The sequence below is a fragment of the Enterobacter sp. UPMP2061 genome, from assembly GCF_053709615.1.
Genome location: NZ_JBSKJP010000001.1, coordinates 926,513 through 944,028 on the forward strand (window position 1 = coordinate 926,513; position 17,516 = coordinate 944,028).

Annotated in this window: 16 protein-coding genes; 7 read left to right on the plus strand and 9 right to left on the minus strand. The window is 55.9% G+C overall.

Annotated features, from left to right (window positions below; all coding sequences use genetic code 11):
• Positions 1-51: 51 nt before the first annotated feature.
• Positions 52-1,986, minus strand: coding sequence for a protein kinase YeaG (gene yeaG, locus ACWKXX_RS04490; protein ID WP_006809140.1), 1,935 nt, complete (start codon positions 1,984-1,986; stop codon positions 52-54).
• Between the two features lie 432 nt (positions 1,987-2,418).
• On the opposite strand from yeaG, the gene ACWKXX_RS04495 reads away from it, so the two are divergent.
• Positions 2,419-3,165, plus strand: a complete 747-nt coding sequence (locus ACWKXX_RS04495) for a MipA/OmpV family protein (RefSeq protein ID WP_017384691.1) — start codon at positions 2,419-2,421, stop codon at positions 3,163-3,165.
• Between the two features lie 66 nt (positions 3,166-3,231).
• On the opposite strand, the gene ACWKXX_RS04500 is transcribed toward ACWKXX_RS04495, so the two are convergent.
• The gene (locus tag ACWKXX_RS04500) at positions 3,232-4,116 is read right to left on the minus strand and encodes a D-hexose-6-phosphate mutarotase (RefSeq protein ID WP_261666291.1); all 885 of its coding nucleotides are present in this window, start codon (positions 4,114-4,116) and stop codon (positions 3,232-3,234) included.
• Positions 4,117-4,190: 74 nt separating this feature from the next.
• Entirely contained in the window at positions 4,191-5,186 is a 996-nt protein-coding gene (gene gapA / locus ACWKXX_RS04505; protein ID WP_006809136.1) for a glyceraldehyde-3-phosphate dehydrogenase, read from the minus strand.
• 341 nt (positions 5,187-5,527) lie between these two features.
• Between gapA and msrB the strand changes: the two genes are divergently transcribed.
• Together msrB and ACWKXX_RS04515 are read left to right on the plus strand one after the other, a co-directional pair.
• Positions 5,528-5,941 carry a peptide-methionine (R)-S-oxide reductase MsrB gene (gene msrB, locus ACWKXX_RS04510; protein ID WP_003857865.1) on the plus strand — a complete coding sequence of 138 codons (414 nt, stop codon included), beginning with the start codon at positions 5,528-5,530 and terminating at the stop codon, positions 5,939-5,941.
• A 41-nt stretch (positions 5,942-5,982) separates the two neighbouring features.
• Positions 5,983-6,255, plus strand: a complete 273-nt coding sequence (locus ACWKXX_RS04515) for a YeaC family protein (protein ID WP_017384688.1) — start codon at positions 5,983-5,985, stop codon at positions 6,253-6,255.
• Between the two features lie 50 nt (positions 6,256-6,305).
• Here ACWKXX_RS04515 and ACWKXX_RS04520 read toward each other — a convergent pair whose 3' ends face one another.
• The 4 genes from ACWKXX_RS04520 to sppA all read right to left on the minus strand — a co-directional run bounded on the left by ACWKXX_RS04520 (position 6,306) and on the right by sppA (position 11,366).
• Complete coding sequence (locus ACWKXX_RS04520; RefSeq protein WP_047057648.1) at positions 6,306-7,559, minus strand: glycoside hydrolase family 18 protein; 1,254 nt, start codon at positions 7,557-7,559, stop codon at positions 6,306-6,308.
• 220 nt (positions 7,560-7,779) lie between these two features.
• Positions 7,780-8,421 carry a bifunctional nicotinamidase/pyrazinamidase gene (gene pncA / locus ACWKXX_RS04525; RefSeq protein ID WP_045338914.1) on the minus strand — a complete coding sequence of 214 codons (642 nt, stop codon included), beginning with the start codon at positions 8,419-8,421 and terminating at the stop codon, positions 7,780-7,782.
• 9 nt (positions 8,422-8,430) lie between these two features.
• Positions 8,431-9,447, minus strand: a complete 1,017-nt coding sequence (ansA, locus tag ACWKXX_RS04530) for an asparaginase (RefSeq protein ID WP_032673734.1) — start codon at positions 9,445-9,447, stop codon at positions 8,431-8,433.
• Between the two features lie 62 nt (positions 9,448-9,509).
• Positions 9,510-11,366 (minus strand): signal peptide peptidase SppA, encoded by a 1,857-nt coding sequence (sppA, locus tag ACWKXX_RS04535; protein WP_126498929.1) that lies wholly within the window; start codon positions 11,364-11,366, stop codon positions 9,510-9,512.
• Between the two features lie 167 nt (positions 11,367-11,533).
• Between sppA and ACWKXX_RS04540 the strand changes: the two genes are divergently transcribed.
• From ACWKXX_RS04540 to ACWKXX_RS04550, 3 genes are all read left to right on the plus strand, one after another.
• The gene (locus ACWKXX_RS04540; RefSeq protein WP_032670093.1) at positions 11,534-12,085 is read left to right on the plus strand and encodes an NAD(P)H nitroreductase; all 552 of its coding nucleotides are present in this window, start codon (positions 11,534-11,536) and stop codon (positions 12,083-12,085) included.
• A 116-nt stretch (positions 12,086-12,201) separates the two neighbouring features.
• Entirely contained in the window at positions 12,202-13,245 is a 1,044-nt protein-coding gene (gene selD / locus ACWKXX_RS04545; protein ID WP_058700345.1) for a selenide, water dikinase SelD, read from the plus strand.
• A 4-nt stretch (positions 13,246-13,249) separates the two neighbouring features.
• Complete coding sequence (locus tag ACWKXX_RS04550; protein WP_017384681.1) at positions 13,250-15,172, plus strand: DNA topoisomerase III; 1,923 nt, start codon at positions 13,250-13,252, stop codon at positions 15,170-15,172.
• 113 nt (positions 15,173-15,285) lie between these two features.
• Here ACWKXX_RS04550 and gdhA read toward each other — a convergent pair whose 3' ends face one another.
• Positions 15,286-16,629: an NADP-specific glutamate dehydrogenase gene (gene gdhA, locus ACWKXX_RS04555; protein WP_015570765.1), complete on the minus strand. Its 1,344-nt coding sequence runs from the start codon at positions 16,627-16,629 to the stop codon at positions 15,286-15,288.
• Positions 16,630-16,854: 225 nt separating this feature from the next.
• Here gdhA and ACWKXX_RS04560 point away from each other — a divergent pair, with 225 nt between their 5' ends.
• Complete coding sequence (locus tag ACWKXX_RS04560; RefSeq protein WP_003857857.1) at positions 16,855-17,127, plus strand: YnjH family protein; 273 nt, start codon at positions 16,855-16,857, stop codon at positions 17,125-17,127.
• Here the strand turns inward: ACWKXX_RS04560 and ACWKXX_RS04565 are convergent.
• Entirely contained in the window at positions 17,087-17,503 is a 417-nt protein-coding gene (locus ACWKXX_RS04565; RefSeq protein ID WP_047062624.1) for a pyrimidine (deoxy)nucleoside triphosphate diphosphatase, read from the minus strand. The genes ACWKXX_RS04560 and ACWKXX_RS04565 overlap by 41 nt on opposite strands.
• Between the last annotated feature and the right edge of the window lie 13 nt (positions 17,504-17,516).

A 17,516-nucleotide genomic window follows, 5' to 3' on the forward strand; every position in this document is an offset into this window, starting at 1 on the left:
TAAGTGCCGGACATTTTGTTGGCCCGGTAAGCGCGTTACCGGGCACTTGTTTTAAGACGATTTACGCACGCGCAGATACCATTCACAGAGCAGGCGCACCTGTTTGCGGGTATAGCCTTTCTCCATCATACGGTCGACAAAATCGTCGTGCTTTTTCTGCTCGTCGGTTGAGGTTTTGGCGTTGAACGAGATGACCGGCAACAGCTCTTCCGTGTTAGAGAACATTTTCTTCTCTATAACCGTGCGCAGTTTTTCGTAGCTGGTCCAGTTCGGATTGCGGCCATTGTTATGTGCTCTGGCGCGCAGCACGAAGTTCACAATCTCGTTTCGGAAGTCTTTCGGGTTGCTGATCCCGGCTGGCTTCTCAATTTTTTCCAGCTCTGCGTTCAGGGATTCACGGTCAAACAACTGGCCGGTATCCGGGTCGCGGTACTCCTGATCCTGGATCCAGAAGTCAGCGTAGGTGACGTACCGGTCGAAGATGTTCTGGCCGTATTCAGAATAGGATTCCAGGTAGGCGGTCTGGATCTCTTTGCCGATAAACTCGGCGTATTTTGGGATCAGGTAGCCTTTCAGGAACTCCAGGTAGCGTTCAGCCTGCTCCTGTGGGAATTGTTCACGTTCAATTTGCTGTTCCAGCACGTAGAACAGATGAACCGGGTTGGCGGCCACTTCCGCGTGGTCGAAGTTAAAGACGCGGGAGAGGATCTTAAACGCGAAACGCGTCGACAGACCGTTCATCCCTTCGTCGACCCCGGCGTAATCGCGGTATTCCTGGTACGATTTCGCTTTCGGGTCGGTATCCTTCAGGCTTTCGCCGTCATACACGCGCATTTTTGAGTAGATGCTGGAGTTTTCCGGCTCTTTCAGGCGCGACAGGATCGAGAAGCGCGACAGTGTTTCCAGCGTTCCCGGTGCGCAAGGGGCATGAACCAGCTCACTGTGGTTGAGCAGTTTTTCGTAAATCTTGATCTCCTCGGAGATCCGCAGGCAATAAGGCACTTTGACGATGTACACACGGTCAAGGAACGCCTCATTGTTTTTGTTGTTACGGAAGGTCACCCATTCAGATTCGTTAGAGTGGGCGAGGATAATCCCGTTAAACGGCAGGGCGGAAATACCTTCCGTCCCGTTGTAGTTCCCCTCCTGGGTGGCGGTCAGCAGCGGATGCAGCACTTTGATCGGTGCTTTAAACATCTCGACAAATTCCATAATCCCCTGGTTGGCGCGGCACAGCGCACCGGAATAGCCGTAGGCATCCGGGTCGTTTTGCGCGTGATGCTCCAGCTTACGGATATCGACTTTACCCACCAGCGCCGAGATATCCTGGTTGTTCTCGTCACCGGGTTCAGTTTTGGCAATGGCGATCTGCTCGAGGATAGACGGCCACACTTTCACGACGCGGAATTTGGTGATGTCCCCGCCAAACTCGTGCAGACGTTTTGCCGCCCACGGCGACATGATCGTACCGAGATAGCGATGCGGAATGCCAAACTCTTTTTCCAGAATCTGCGCATCCTCTTGCGGATTAAACAGGCACAGCGGATGGTCATTGACCGGGCTGCGCTCGCCGTTGGCGCTCAGCACATAGATCGGCACGCGCTGCATCAGCGCTTTCAGCCGTTCAGCCAGAGAGGATTTACCCCCACCGACCGGACCCAGCAGATAAAGGATCTGTTTCTTCTCTTCCAGCCCCTGAGCGGCATGCTTCAGGTAGGAGACGATCTGCTCAATGGCGTCTTCCATGCCATAGAACTCTTCAAACGCCGGGTATCGGGCGACCACCCGATTCGAAAATAGACGGGAAAGCCGTGGCTCCAGGGCAGTATCAACCATGTTTGGCTCACCAATAGCCATCAATAGCCGTTCTGCCGCATTGGCATAGGCACTGCGATCTTGCCGACAAATGGTAAGAAACTCCTGCAGTGTGAACTCTTCGTCCTTGGCAGCTTCGTAGCGCTGGCGATAGTGATCGAATATATTCATGGCATGCCGTCCTTTCGTTTTTTAGCACAGGATAAGAGCCGTTCGTATGAGTAGTGGAGGCTCCCGGAAGAGAATTTTTCGCACCTCACTGCCAGAGCAGCAACCTGTGTGCCAGGTCGAAGGCTATGAACCGCAGGGTGTTCAGCAAAACCTCTTCTTAAATTAAAGCGTAGATGGCAATTGCAAAACTTGCATACGGATAAAATCTACTTTCAATGACATATCAATAACTCATCCAAAAATTTCCACTGCGGTTATAAGCGAAAAGTGGGTTTTTCATTTATCGGTCACATAAATGAAAGCGGGATGTCATCTGAAAAATGAAAAATAACGGGTTAATCAAACGGATTAGCGCGCAAAAAATTTTGGGATGTACGGGAATGGCGGTTACACTTCACCCGCTGATTATTTGACTACAGGAAAGAATGGATTGTGACCAAACTCAAACTTCTGGCATTGGGCATCCTTGCCGCTACCGCAGCGAGCACCGTACAGGCTGAGAGCCAGTGGACTGTTGGCGCGGGTGCTGGCGTGATTAACAGCCCGTACAAGCAGTATGACCGCGACGTTTATCCTGTCCCCGTTGTCACCTATGAAGGCGATAACTTCTGGTTCCGTGGGTTGGGCGGTGGCTACTATCTGTGGAACGATACGGCCGATAAGCTCTCCATCATGGCCTATTACGATCCAACGCACTTTAAACCAGGCGACAGCGACAGCAATGCGCTTCGTCAGCTGGACAAACGCAGAAGCTCACTGATGGCGGGGCTTTCTTACGTCCATAATACCGAGTATGGCTTCCTGCGCACTGCGCTGGCGGGCGATACCCTGGACAACAGCAACGGCTTCATCTGGGATCTGGCGTGGCTTTATCGCTATACCAACGGCGCAGTGACGCTGACGCCGGGTATTGGTGTGCAGTACAGCAGCGAGAATTACAACGACTACTACTATGGCGTGTCTAAAGCGGAGTCTCGCCGCAGCGGTCTGAAGAGCTACAGCGCGGATGATGGCTGGGACCCGTACCTGGAACTCACCGCCTCGTATAACTTCCTCGGTGACTGGAATGTGTACGGTACTGGCCGTTACATTCGTCTGAGCGATGAGGTGAAAGACAGCCCGATGGTCGACAAGTCCTGGTCTGGCATCTTCTCCGTGGGTGTGACCTACAAGTTCTGACCAGAACGTGATGCATTAAAACGGGGCGCTAGCGCCCCGTTTGTTTTTTATGATGCCTGAACAATATTAGCGCTTCACAATCTTGATCGTCTGGCCTAAGCGGGACGGTTTTTCTTCGCTGGTTTTCTGCGGCGCGGTCACGCACGCGGTTTCCACGCACACGAAGGTCTTGTAACCGTCATCCGGGATATCCGCCATGCTGACGGAAAGGGCAGGGCCCGGGTTCCAGCCCACCACGTTGCTGTGGTGGTGATGAACCACATCAATACCGCGGTTCAGCGCGCTGTCGTGGATGACGCTACAGGCTTCCGGGTGCAGATACACGCGGTCGGTACGATCCGGGAAAGTCTGCACGCCGTCGTCCACCTTGCCTTCTTTCGCGTTATCCACTTTGTCGATAAAGGTATCGCCAAGTCCGCTCACCTTAACGGCCTGAATGTCGCCTACGTTGAAATAGGTGTGCAGGGCGGACGTTGTTTCGAATTCGCCGTGCGCTTCCAGTTCAATTTCGCAGGTTTTACCCAGCTTGAAGCGGGCATACAGGGTGAACTCATGTGGCCACAGGGCGCGCGTTTCATCATTCGCCTGGAGTTCAAAGGTCAACACCGCACCGTTTTCATCTTCGTTGTGGGCTTTCAGCGTCCACTGCTGGTTACGGGCGAAACCGTGTGAGGGTAAACCCTGCTGCGCTGACGGGCCAAACCATGGCCAGCAGATCGGTACGCCGCCGCGGATCGCCGCCCCTTTTTTGAACGAGGTGGCCTCGCTCAGCCACAGGCCTTCTTCTTCACCTTCTGGTTTCCAGGAGAGCAGATGGGCGCCATTGAGTGCTACGGAGGCTTTAACGCGCGGATGATCAACAACGATGATATCAGCACCGTCGATCTGACGGCGGGAGAGCACAGGGGTAAGTTGTTCGACTACCGGAAGTGCAAAAATTTTATTAATCATTAAGCAATCCTCTGTCTAAAAACAATAAAAAAGGCGACCGAAGTCGCCTTTTAGGATCAAGCACTCATCTCAACTTATTTGGAGATGTGAGCGATCAGGTCCAGTACTTTGTTAGAGTAGCCAGTTTCGTTGTCGTACCAGGAAACCAGTTTCACGAAGTTGTCGTTCAGTGCGATACCTGCTTTAGCATCGAACACGGAAGTGCACACTTCGCCGTTGAAATCGGTAGATACAACGTCGTCTTCGGTGTAACCCAGAACGCCTTTCATTGGGCCTTCGGAAGCAGCTTTGATTGCTTTCTTAATTTCTTCATAAGAAGCAGCTTTTTCCAGACGAACGGTCAGGTCAACAACGGATACGTTAGGAGTTGGAACGCGGAACGCCATACCAGTCAGTTTGCCATTCAGTTCTGGCAGTACTTTACCTACTGCTTTAGCAGCACCGGTAGAAGATGGGATGATGTTCTGAGCCGCGCCACGGCCGCCGCGCCAGTCTTTGTGAGACGGGCCATCAACGGTTTTCTGAGTAGCGGTGGTTGCGTGAACGGTAGTCATCAGACCTTCGATGATGCCGAAGTTGTCGTTGATAACTTTAGCCAGCGGTGCCAGGCAGTTGGTGGTGCAGGATGCGTTGGAAACGATGTCCTGGCCAGCGTAAGTTTCGAAGTTTGCACCGCGAACGAACATTGGGGTGTTGTCTTTGGAAGGACCAGTCAGAACAACTTTCTTCGCACCCGCAGTGATGTGTTTACGTGCAGTTTCGTCGGTCAGGAAGATACCGGTAGCTTCAGCTACAACGTCAACACCGATTTCGTTCCATTTCAGGTTAGCTGGGTCTTTCTCAGCAGTAACGCGGATGGTTTTGCCATTAACAACCAGGTGGCCGTCTTTCACTTCAACGGTGCCGTCGAAACGACCGTGAGTTGAGTCGTACTTCAGCATGTACGCCATGTATTCAGCGTCCAGGAGATCGTTGATACCAACGATTTCGATGTCAGAACGTTTCTGAGCAGCACGGAAAACAATACGGCCGATACGGCCAAAACCGTTGATACCTACTTTGATAGTCATATATTCCACCAGCTATTTGTTAGTGAATAAAAGGTTGCCTGTAAAATTACAAAAACCTTACGCAGCGTCAAGCGGAATCGTGTCAATCATTGCGACAAATCAATCCTGTGACTAACGTTTGTGCGACTGACTCGCCTCACTTTCCCTTTGAGCTAGCAACCACATGGGGGCTGCGCCCGGAATTTTAAAGGCCTCGCAGGATTAAAATGTGAAATTGATCACAATTGCCTGACCGCCTTTTCGCGACACATAAGTTTAGAACAAAAGTGCACGCGCGGGTGTTAATGTTTTGTTAGAATCTGGGTTAAAAGATGTCTGTTTCAACAGCGAGATGTAAGCATATGTCGAACCAACGTAACCCCGACGATTTGAAAAAAAACCTTACAGAGATGCAGTTTTACGTGACGCAAAATCACGGCACAGAACCGCCGTTTTCCGGGCGTTTGCTGCACAATAAACGGGAAGGCGTCTACCACTGCCTGGTGTGTGATGCACCGCTGTTTAACTCCCAGACGAAGTACGATTCTGGCTGCGGCTGGCCGAGCTTTTACGAGCCTGTCAGCGATGATGCGATCCGCTACCTGACGGACACCTCGCACGGCATGGTGCGCACCGAAATTCGCTGCGGGAACTGTGACGCCCATCTCGGGCATGTCTTCCCGGATGGCCCGCAGCCGACGGGGGAGCGTTTCTGCGTAAATTCGGCTTCCATGAGCTTTACCGATGATGAAAACGGCGACCAGACCAAGGGTTGAAAAAACGATTCAGCAAATTATTCCTTTGAAAGGGAGAGATCATGAATATTGATGACATGATTGCAGGTATGACCCCGGAGGTTTATCAGCGTCTGGTAACGGCCGTTGAGCTGGGAAAATGGCCGGACGGTGTGGCGCTCACACCTGAGCAAAAAGAGAACAGTTTGCAGCTGGTGATGCTGTGGCAGGCGCGTCACAATACCGACGCCCAGCACATGACCATCGACACTAACGGTCAGATGGTGATGAAAAGCAAGCGCGAGCTGAAAGAAGAGTTCGGCATCGCGCCGAAGCCGATTGCGACCTTCAAATAAAGCTCCCATGTAGGCCGGGTAAGCGCTAGCGCCACCCGGCACACTACATCTTAGTGCGGGATCCCAAGCGACTCCGCCAGCTGTTTCGCGAGCTGGTTTTCGTCGTCAGCCCCATACTCCCAGAACATGGCGCCAGCCAGACCTTTCTCCTTAATGTAATCCGCTTTGATCGCCACGGAGCGTGGGTTCTCATAGGAAATCGCAAACAGCGCCTTCCCGTCGGCGGATTTCACCGACAGCCACGGCACCTTCGCCTGTTCGTCCCAGTGCTCGGTAAAGCGTTTCTGCGGATCGTTCAGCAGCTTGCGGACGATATCGTTGTATTTCACATAGGTATCTTTGGTCAGATCATAGCCAAGCGATTTGAACAGGCCCAGTTCCTGCGGCCCGAAGTAGGGCTGCGTCACCGGATTGTTCTGCGCGTCCGATTTGCTCCAGTCGATACCCGGTTCAACGGCGCGCTTCGGCACGCGCCCATAGAAACCAATTCCGAGGTTCATCTGCTGCGGCTTCAGCCCGGCGGCCAGATAGTTATTCACCACAAAATCGACGCTGTACTTGTCTGCGGCAGCCACCGTTGGCCAGGCGCTGGAGTCATACAGATTCGCGTTAAAATACTGAGTACCGTACGCCATGTCGTAGGTCATCAGGTTGATGTAATCGAGCAGGGGGGCAATGGCTTTCACATCCACCCAGCTTTTCGGACTTTCCGCATTCGCGCCCACCGCAATCGTGACCAGCTTTTTCTTACCAAACGCGTCACGCATCTCTTTTAACAGCGCGGTGAAATTATCCCGGTCGTCAGGGGTGCTCTCGACCAGTCCCCACGCGCCGTTGACCGGATATTCCCAGTCCAGGTCGATCCCGTCCAGGCCGTATTTACTGACGATCTCCTGCGCGGAGCGAATAAATACCGCGCGACTCTCTTTGGTTGCCGCTGCGCCAGAAAAACCACGCGCCCCCCAGCCGCCAACGGAAAGCAGGACTTTCAGGTTCGGGTTTTGTTTACGAAGCTGAGGAAGTAACGCCAGATCGGATGCCACCTTAGGTGATAACCAGATTTGATGCAGTTTTGCCGGATCTTTCAGCGCGGCGTTGGTTTCGTCTTTCTCGTTGTTATAGACCAGACCAAACGAGTAGTTGAGGTGGGTGATCTGGCGGACGTCCAGTTTATTAATATCGCCACCCGGTCCGGCGGTAACATCGCCACCCCCATTGAAGTAACCCACGGACATCAGGGGCGCGGCGGAAGCCAGTGACGCGCAAAGCAAGGGTAATGCTGCCAGCAAGGGCAAACGTTTCATATAATTTCCTCTTTGACTGAACAAAAATAACCACGCCACAGAAAAGGCGTGGCGAAAAAACAGCCTGAAGAGAATAGCATCGCCGTTTCGCTTGTGATGCGAGGGAGTTCACTTTATGGGGATTGGGGAAGAAATGCCGGGTGGCGCTGACGCTTACCCGGTCTACAAAACCAGAGAAAGTAGGCCGGGTAAGGCGAAGCCGCCACCCGGCTAAAAAAGCTTACGCCTGCGTCTCCAGCCAGTCAGCCAGCGTATACAGCGTTGCGCCTTCTGCGGCCATATCCATAAACGCCTGAGCGCTGTCATGCGGCTGAATATTCACCCCGCGACAGCCGTCGGTGATGACATTCACGGTATAGCCCAACTGGAGCGCATCCAGCACGGTGAACTTCACGCAGTAATCCGTCGCCAGGCCCAGCACAATCAGCTCGGTGATCTCATGGTGGCGCAACCACGCGTCCAGCGCCGTCTTCTGACGATGACCGTTATCAAAGAACGCGCTGTAGCTGTCGATGGTTGGGTTTTCACCTTTGTGGAACACCGCGTCGATGGCCTTCTGGTTCAGCAGCGGATGCAACTCAGCGCCCTCCGTCTGCTGCACGCAGTGATCGGGCCAGAAGGTTTGCGCCAGCCCGTCCAGTTCGCCCTGGCTGTAAGGCTCAACGTTGTGCTGGCTGGCAAAGCTGCCGTGGTTTGCCGGATGCCAGTCCTGACTCGCCACCACCGCTTCACCACGAGCTTTACACCACTCAATCAGCGAATTCGCGACGTCTACGGTGCTGTCGCCTTCCGCGACGGCCAGCGCACCGCCCGCACAGAAATCATTTTGCAAATCGACCAGTAACAGGGCGCGTTGCTTCATGGGACCTCCTTATTCGTCCGGCGTCAGTTCACCGCGCAGGTTTTGCATCATGGCGCGGCGAATGGAATCAATATCCAGATCCTGACTCAGTAAATAGTGAAGTTTAGTCAGCGTTGCCTCAACGGTCATATCGAAACCACTGATCACGCCAGCGTGCGCCAGGGCATTACCGGTGGCGTAGCCGCCCATATTGACTTTGCCGGACATACACTGGGTGAGGTTGACCACCACAATCCCGCGATCGCTCGCCTCCTGAAGCTCTTTCAGGAATTCACCGTTCTGCGGGGCGTTACCCACACCATAGGAGCGCAGGATCAGCGCCTTCACCGGCTGGCGCAGGAAGTTGCGCACCACGTCGGCGGAAATACCCGGATAAATCGTCACCACGCCGATCGGCTGCGGGGTGATCGGGTGAACGATCAGTTCGCCTGCGGTATTTGGCGCGGGCGGCGTGCCCAGACGACGGATATGGATCCCCGCTTCCAGCAGCGGTTGTAGGTTAGGTGAGGCAAAAGCGTCAAAGCCGTCGGCGTGCGCTTTGGTAGTGCGGTTCCCGCGATACAAACGGTTATTGAAGAACAACGACACTTCGTTAATCGGATAATTGGCCGCCACGTAAAGGGAATTCAGCAGATTGATCTGCCCGTCGGAACGCAGTTCCGCCAGCGGGATCTGCGAGCCGGTCACGATGACGGGCTTGCTCAGGTTCTCCAGCATGAAGGAGAGCGCCGAGGCAGTGAACGCCATGGTGTCGGTGCCGTGCAGGATCACGAAGCCGTCGTACTGGTCGTAATGGGCTTTAATATCGTCCGCAATATGCTGCCAGTCTTCCGGCGTCATGTCGGAGGAGTCCATCAGCGGCTCATATTCGTGGATGGTAAAGTCCGGCATTTCCGGACGGTGGAATTCAGGCATCAGCGCCAGCTGGCGCTGCAAGTGGCCGGAAACCGGGATATAGCCATTTTCTGAGCGCTGCATACCGATGGTACCGCCGGTATAGGCGACATAAATTGATTTCTTCTGCATGGTAATGAGTTCTTGTTCTTCAAAAGAAAAAATCCCCTCTTCACGGGAAGAGGGGACGGTTTTTAACGCACGTTCGCACAGGTCAGGCAAAACGCGTAGCGGCTTTGTGGATCATTAAAGGCTGCGAGCTTGTCGCTCTCCGCTTTCATGGCTTTCGCCGCGGTCGCCACCGGCGCCGGCAGATAAGCCTGAAGCGCGTCCGGCAGCATGGCACGAACGGAGCCGGACATGCTGTCCATGACCATATCGAAGAACGTTGGTTCGTCCTGATAATAGTCCACGTGCCACTGCTTGAGCTTCGCCAGCTCCGCTGCTTTCTTCACGGCGTCGTCGAAGTCACCCAGACTGTCTACCAGGCCGTTGCTCTTCGCGTCCTGGCCGGTCCAGACGTGGCCCTGAGCGATCTGGTCAATCTGATCGGGCGTCTTTTTACGGGAGTCCGCAACCAGCGTGATGAAACGTTTATAGCCACTCTCAATGCTGAGCTGCATCATCTCAGACACCTCAGGCGGCAGGGATTTGGTGACGGACACGTCCGCCAGCGGCGAGGTGGAAACGCCGTCGGTGTGGACGCCGAGATAATCCAGGCTGTTCTCTACGGTGTTGATCACGCCGAAGATGCCAATCGAGCCGGTCAGCGTGCTTGGGTTAGCCACAATGTAGTTGGCTGGCGTCGAGATCCAGTACCCCCCGGAAGCCGCCATGCCGCCCATCGAGACCACTACCGGCTTGCCCGCGGCGCGCGCGGCGGCCAGTTCAGCACGGATCACTTCAGAGGCGCTGACGCTGCCGCCAGGGCTGTTCACCCGCAGGACAATCGCCTTCACTTTCGGATCCAGGCGCGCATCGCGGATCTGCGACGCGGTGGTGTCCCCGCCGACGTTCCCCGGCGTCTCTTCGCCATCCATAATGGCCCCGTTAGCAAACACCACGGCGATGCTGTCACCGCTGTCGTCCGGCTTTTTCGCGGCGTAGTCATACATGCTGATGGCGCTGTAGTTTTTATCCTCTTTACTCCAGCCGAACTGTTTGGTCAGCGCTTTTTCAATTTCAGCGCTGGAACCCAGCTGATCGACCAGTTTGTTATCAAGCGCGTATTTCGCTGTATCGCCGTCCACCTTGCGCAGGCCGTCCAGCACGCCGCGCGCGCCCGGGAAGACCTGCTCAGCGGTAATCTGACGGTTAGCGGCAATGGTGCCGAGGTAGTTCTGCCACAGCTCGCCAATCCAGCGGCTGTCCGCTTCACGGGCGGCAGGGGACATATCATCGCGGATAAACGGCTCCACGGCGGATTTATAGGTCCCGACGCGGAAGACGTGGGTGGTGACCTTCAGCTTGTCGAGCAGCGATTTGTAGTACAAACCATTAGTGGCAAAGCCATGCAGATCGACCGTGCCCTGTGGCGAAAGCCAGATCTTATTGGCAAAGCTCGCCAGATAATATTGTCCCTGGGTGTAGCTGTCGCCAATGGCAATAACCGGTTTACCGCTGTCGCGGAATTCGCGCAGCGCTTTACCGATGTACTGCATTGACGGCTGATCGGCGCCGGCAAAATCTTTCAGGTCCAGCACGATACCGGTAATGTTACGATCGTCTTTGGCCTGACGGATGGTGTCGACGATATCAAACAGGGAGTTTTCCTGAAGACGGTCTGACGTTGCGCCGAACAGCTGGCGACCAATCACGCCCAGACGGTTGCTGGTCGATGGCTTATCAACAATCACGCCGGTGATATCGAGTAACAACGCGCCGCGCGTCGAATGCTGCGACTGGGTTGCGTTGCTGATATGCATCCAGATACCTGCGCATACCAGGACCAGGAAGATGAAGAAGATGTTCATCACCAGGTTGCGGACGAAGTTGAGCAGTCGCCACGTCCATTTAAAGAAACCGGCAAAGATTCGCCAAAGGGTTCGCATGTATTCTCCCTAACCAGAAAAGGACTGTTTCCGTCGCCACGGGACGGTAATGTGCGGTTATCGTAATGACCCAACCGCCACTTGTCAGCAGGAATCGCCTGCCACGCTGTAACAAATTCTGCTGTCGTGTTAATTTTGTGAGTAAATTTCATGAAAGGAGTTAACCAATGGACGCACTTGAACTGCTTGTTAACCGTCGTAGCGCTTCCCGCCTGGCCGAACCGGCACCCGTCGGCGAGCAGCTGGAAAACATTCTGCGTGCCGGAATGCGTGCGCCGGACCATGGCACATTGCAGCCGTGGCACTTCTTTATCATTGAAGGCGAAGGGCGCGACCGCTTCAGCCAGCTGCTGGAGCAGGGGGCTGTTGCCGCAGGCCAGGATGAGAAGGGGATTGATAAAGCCCGCAACGCGCCGTTCCGTGCGCCGATGATCATCGCGGTAGTCGCAAAATGTCAGGCCGATCATAAAGTGCCGGTCTGGGAGCAGGAGATGTCTGCCGGTTGCGCGGTAATGGCAATGCAGATGGCCGCCGTCGCGCAGGGCTTTAACGGCATCTGGCGTACCGGGCCGCTGACCGGGAGCGCCGCCGTGCGGGAAGGTTTCTCCTGCGGCGAACAGGATAAAATTGTCGGCTTCCTCTATCTCGGCACCCCGCAGCTTAAAGCTTCCAGCACCATTAGCGTGCCGGACACCACGCCTTTCGTCAGCCGTTTTTAATCACCCGCGCTAAACTGTCTGGATTCTGAGCATCCGCCGCAGAATTCAGACAGTCATACTTACCTCTTTATGGAATGAGCGCTACCATAGCGCGATTGAGATGACAGGAGACGTCCATGAGCGAGCAAACCATTCGTTTAACGCAATACAGCCACGGAGCCGGTTGCGGTTGTAAAATTTCCCCGAAAGTGCTGGAGACCATCCTGCACAGTGAGCAGGCGAAGTTTGTCGACCCGAACCTGCTTGTCGGTAACGAAACGCGTGACGATGCAGCGGTTTATGACCTGGGTAACGGCACCAGCATTATCAGCACCACTGACTTCTTTATGCCGATTGTCGACAACCCGTTCGACTTCGGGCGCATTGCGGCCACCAACGCCATCAGCGATATCTTTGCGATGGGCGGTAAACCGATTATGGCGATCGCCATTCTGGGCTGGCCGATTAACACCCTCCCGCCGGAGATTGCCCGCGACGTGATCGAAGGCGGACGCTTTGCCTGCCAGCAGGCGGGTATTGCCCTGGCCGGTGGTCACTCTATCGATGCGCCGGAGCCGATCTTCGGCCTGGCCGTCACCGGCGTGGTGCCGACCGAGCGCGTGAAGCGCAACAGCACCGCGCAGGCGGGCTGCAAGCTGTTCCTCACTAAGCCGCTGGGCATTGGCGTACTGACCACTGCCGAGAAGAAATCCCTGCTGAAGCCCGAGCATATCGGTCTGGCAACGGAAGTGATGTGCCAGATGAACCTCGCCGGTGCGGCATTCGCCAATATCGACGGCGTGAACGCCATGACCGACGTGACCGGTTTTGGTCTGCTGGGGCACCTCTCTGAAGTCTGTCAGGGCGCGGGCGTGCAGGCGCAGGTCTGGTATCAGGATGTGCCGAAGCTGCCGGGCGTGGAAGAGTACATTGCTCAGGGCGCAGTGCCGGGCGGGACGCAGCGCAACTTCGCCAGCTACGGCCATTTAATGGGCGAAATGCCGGAAGCGTGGCGTAACCTGCTGTGCGATCCGCAAACCTCCGGCGGCCTGCTGCTGGCGGTGACGCCGGAAGCTGAAGCTGACGTTCAGGCGACGGCTGCCGAGTTTGGCATCACCCTGACGGCCATTGGTGAGCTGGTGACCGCCCGCGGTGGTCGCCCGATGATTGAGATCCGTTAATTCGATGCGGTTGTTTATTGCCGAAAAGCCGAGTCTGGCGCGTGCCATCGCCGATGTGCTGCCCAGGCCGCATCGCAAAGGCGACGGCTTTATCGAATGCGGTAACGGGCAGGTGGTCACCTGGTGTATCGGTCACCTGCTTGAACAGGCGCAGCCGGATGTCTACGACAGCCGCTACGCCCGCTGGAATCTCAACGATCTACCGATTGTGCCGGAAAAGTGGCGTCTCCAACCGCGTCCTTCCGTCACCAAACAGCTCAACGTCATTAAGCGCTTCCTGCATGAGGCGACGGAAGTGGTCCACGCGGGTGACCCGGACAGGGAAGGGCAACTGCTGGTCGATGAAGTGCTGGACTACCTGGAGCTGGCGCCGGAAAAGCGCCAGCAGGTGCAGCGCTGCCTGATCAACGACCTCAACCCTCAGGCGGTAGAGCGGGCCATTTCACGCCTGCGCGCCAACAGCGAATTTATTCCCCTGTGTGTCTCCGCGCTGGCGCGTGCCCGTGCGGACTGGCTGTACGGGATCAACATGACCCGCGCCTACACCATTCTCGGGCGCAACGCGGGTTATCAGGGCGTACTCTCCGTCGGTCGTGTCCAGACACCGGTGCTGGGGCTGGTGGTGCGTCGCGACGAAGAGATCGAAAATTTCGTCGCCAAAGACTTCTTCGAAGTCAAAGCGCATATCGTCACGCCGAAAGACGAACGCTTTACCGCCGTCTGGCAGCCAAGCGATGCCTGTGAGTCATATCAGGACGAAGAGGGACGGCTGCTGCATCGCCCGCTGGCGGAGCACGTAGTCAACCGCATTACCGGCCAGCCCGCAATCGTCACCAGCTATAACGACAAACGGGAAACGGAGCCCGCACCGCTGCCGTTCTCCCTTTCGGCGTTGCAGATTGAGGCGGCTAAGCGCTTTGGTCTTAGCGCGCAGAACGTGCTCGATATCTGCCAGAAGCTCTACGAAACCCACAAGCTGATCACCTATCCGCGTTCGGACAGCCGCTATCTGCCGGAAGAACACTTCGCCGGACGCCACTCGGTGATGAATGCCATTGGCGTCCATGCGCCGGATCTGTTGCCGCAACCGGCGGTAAACCCGGATACCCATAACCGCTGCTGGGACGATAAAAAAGTCGATGCTCACCACGCGATAATCCCGACGGCGCGCACCAGCAACGTCAACCTGACCGACAACGAAGCAAAGGTCTATAACCTGATCGCTCGTCAGTATCTGATGCAGTTCTGCCCGGACGCGGTGTTCCGCAAGTGCGTTATTGAACTGGAAATTGCCAAAGGCAAATTTATCGCCAAAGCGCGTTTCCTCGCGGAAGCGGGCTGGCGCACGCTGCTCGGCAACAAAGAACGTGACGAAGAGAACGACGGCACGCCGCTGCCGGTCGTGGCCAAAGGCGACGAACTGCTGTGCGAGAAGGGCGAAGTGGTTGAACGACAAACCCAGCCGCCGCGCCACTTCACCGATGCGACGCTGCTTTCGGCCATGACCGGGATCGCCCGTTTTGTGCAGGATAAAGATCTGAAGAAGATCCTGCGCGCCACCGACGGTCTGGGCACGGAAGCGACCCGCGCGGGGATCATCGAACTGCTCTTTAAGCGCGGCTTCCTGGAGAAAAAGGGACGTTACATCCATTCAACAGAACCGGGCCGGGCGCTAATTCATTCGCTGCCGGAGCTGGCCGCCAGGCCGGACATGACCGCGCACTGGGAGTCGGTGCTGACGCAGATCAGCGAAAAGCAGTGCCGTTATCAGGACTTTATGCAGCCGCTGGTAGGGACGCTTTATCAGCTGATTGACCAGGCGCGCAGTACGCCAGTGAAGCGATTCCGGGGAATGGTCGCCCCGGGCGGCGGGGCGAAGAAACCGTTCAAAAAGAAGAAAAGCGCAGCCAAAAATACAACCGCTTAAACCGTAGGCCGGGTAAGGCGAAGCCGCCACCCGGCGAAAGCCCCTCTGCGGCCTGAAAAAAGCCTGGTGGCGCTAATGCTTACCGGGCCTACAAGGGCGAGAATGCAGCGAAACTAAATCACACCCTGTCCGATCATCGCATCGGCCACCTTCACGAACCCGGCGATATTCGCCCCGCGCACGTAGTTAGTTTGCGAGGCCTCGCCGCCGTACTCCACGCAGGCGTGATGAATATCGAGCATGATGTGGTGCAGACGGGCATCCACTTTCTCTGCCTTCCAGCCCATTCTCGCGGCGTTTTGCGCCATTTCCAGACCGGATGTTGCCACGCCGCCAGCGTTCGCCGCCTTGCCTGGCGCAAACAGCACGCCCGCGTCCAGGAACAGGTCGGTCGCTTCAATAGTGGTGGGCATATTTGCCCCTTCCGCTACCGCTTTCACGCCATTGCTAATCAGCGTCCGGGCGGCATCCACGTCCAGTTCGTTTTGCGTCGCGCACGGCAGGGCGATATCCACCGGCACGCCCCACGGCTGTTTACCTTCCAGATAGGTCAGGCCAAATTCACGGGCATAATCCGCTACCCGACCGTCACGGCTGGCCTTGATTTCGCACAGACGCGCCAGTTTTTCTGCTGTAAAGCCAGCTTCATCCACCACGGTGCCGCTGGAGTCGGAGGCGGTCACCACGCGCGCGCCAAACGCCATCGCTTTCTCGATAGCGTACTGCGCCACGTTACCGGAGCCGGAGACCGCCACGCGCATCCCCTCGAAGCTCAGCCCGTGACGCTTAAGCATCGCTTCGGTGAAATAGACCAGACCATAACCCGTCGCTTCGGGGCGAATCAGGCTACCGCCAAACGACAGACCTTTGCCGGTAAAGACGCAGGCGCTGTTGTTGGAGAGCTTTTTCATCATCCCGGCCATAAAACCCACTTCACGCCCCCCCACGCCGATATCCCCGGCAGGAACGTCGGTGTCCGGCCCAAGGTGGCGATAGAGTTCAGTGACCAGCGCCTGGCAGAAGCGCATCACTTCGCCTTCGCTCTTGCCTTTCGGATCGAAATCACTCCCGCCTTTACCGCCGCCCATCGGCAGGGTAGTGAGCGCATTTTTAAAGGTCTGCTCGAAGCCGAGGAATTTCAGAATCGACAGGTTCACCGAGGGGTGGAAGCGCATCCCGCCCTTAAACGGCCCAATGGCGGAGTTAAACTGCACGCGCCACGCGCGGTTGACCTGCACCTGATTGCGGTCGTCCACCCACGCCACGCGGAACTGGATGACGCGCTCCGGCTCTACCAGACGTTCAAGCAGCGCCATCTGACGGTAACGCGGATTTTCCTCAAGGAAGGGCCACAGGGTGGTCATGACTTCACGAACGGCCTGGGCAAACTCGCTTTGGTGCGGGTCGCGCTGCTGAACATGGGCAAGAAAGCTTTCCAGAGAGCGTGTCTGATCCATAGATATAAGAACCTCTTATAATAATTTATGCGTGTGGCGTAGATGTTTTGTGTCGTTTTTTTGACTATACCACCCGCACCGCTTTGAGAGGCAAGCAGAAATTTATGCCGCAAGGGAAATTAATGACAGGGCGCGCGTCATAACCAAAAGCGATGACGAGATAAATTAAAGATCCCGTCCGGATCGACCGTTATAGATATAAACGATGCAAAGGAAATAAAGTCTATGAACCGTTACGCAATGGCCGCGTTATGTTTGATGGTGTCCGCCGGGGCACAGGCTGACCGCATTCGCCCGGATGTCGAGGTCAACGTGCCGCCAGAGGTCTTTAGCGCTGGCGGCCAGCGTGCGCAGCCGTGTAATCAGTGCTGTATCTATCAGGATCAAAACTATTCCGAAGGCGCAGTAGTCAGGGCAGATGGCGTGCTGTTGCAGTGCCAGCGTGATGAACGCACCCTCAGTACAAACCCGCTGGTCTGGCGTCGCGTAAAAGAATAAACGCTTCCAGCAGCGGTATATCCGCCGGGGCTAAAGCATACGTGAACGCGTCTTCTGGCGTGCACCATACCAGCGCCGAGTGATAATGCGCCTTCAGCTCACCGCTAAATTCAGGCACATGCCAGGCGTGGAGGTGAATCAGCCGCTGCGACACCTCCCGCTGGTGGCTTGCCACATACCGCGCGGGCACGGCTTCAATGCCGAGTTCTTCGCGCAGTTCGCGGATCAGCGCTTCCGGCTGGGTCTCACCGGCTTCAACCTTCCCGCCTGCAAATTCCCACATTCCTGGCTGATCGGCATGTTCGGGACGCTGCGCCAGCAAAATCTTGCCCTCTTTTTCGAGGATGGCCGCAACCACATCGAGTGTTTTCAGCATGTTCGTCAATAAT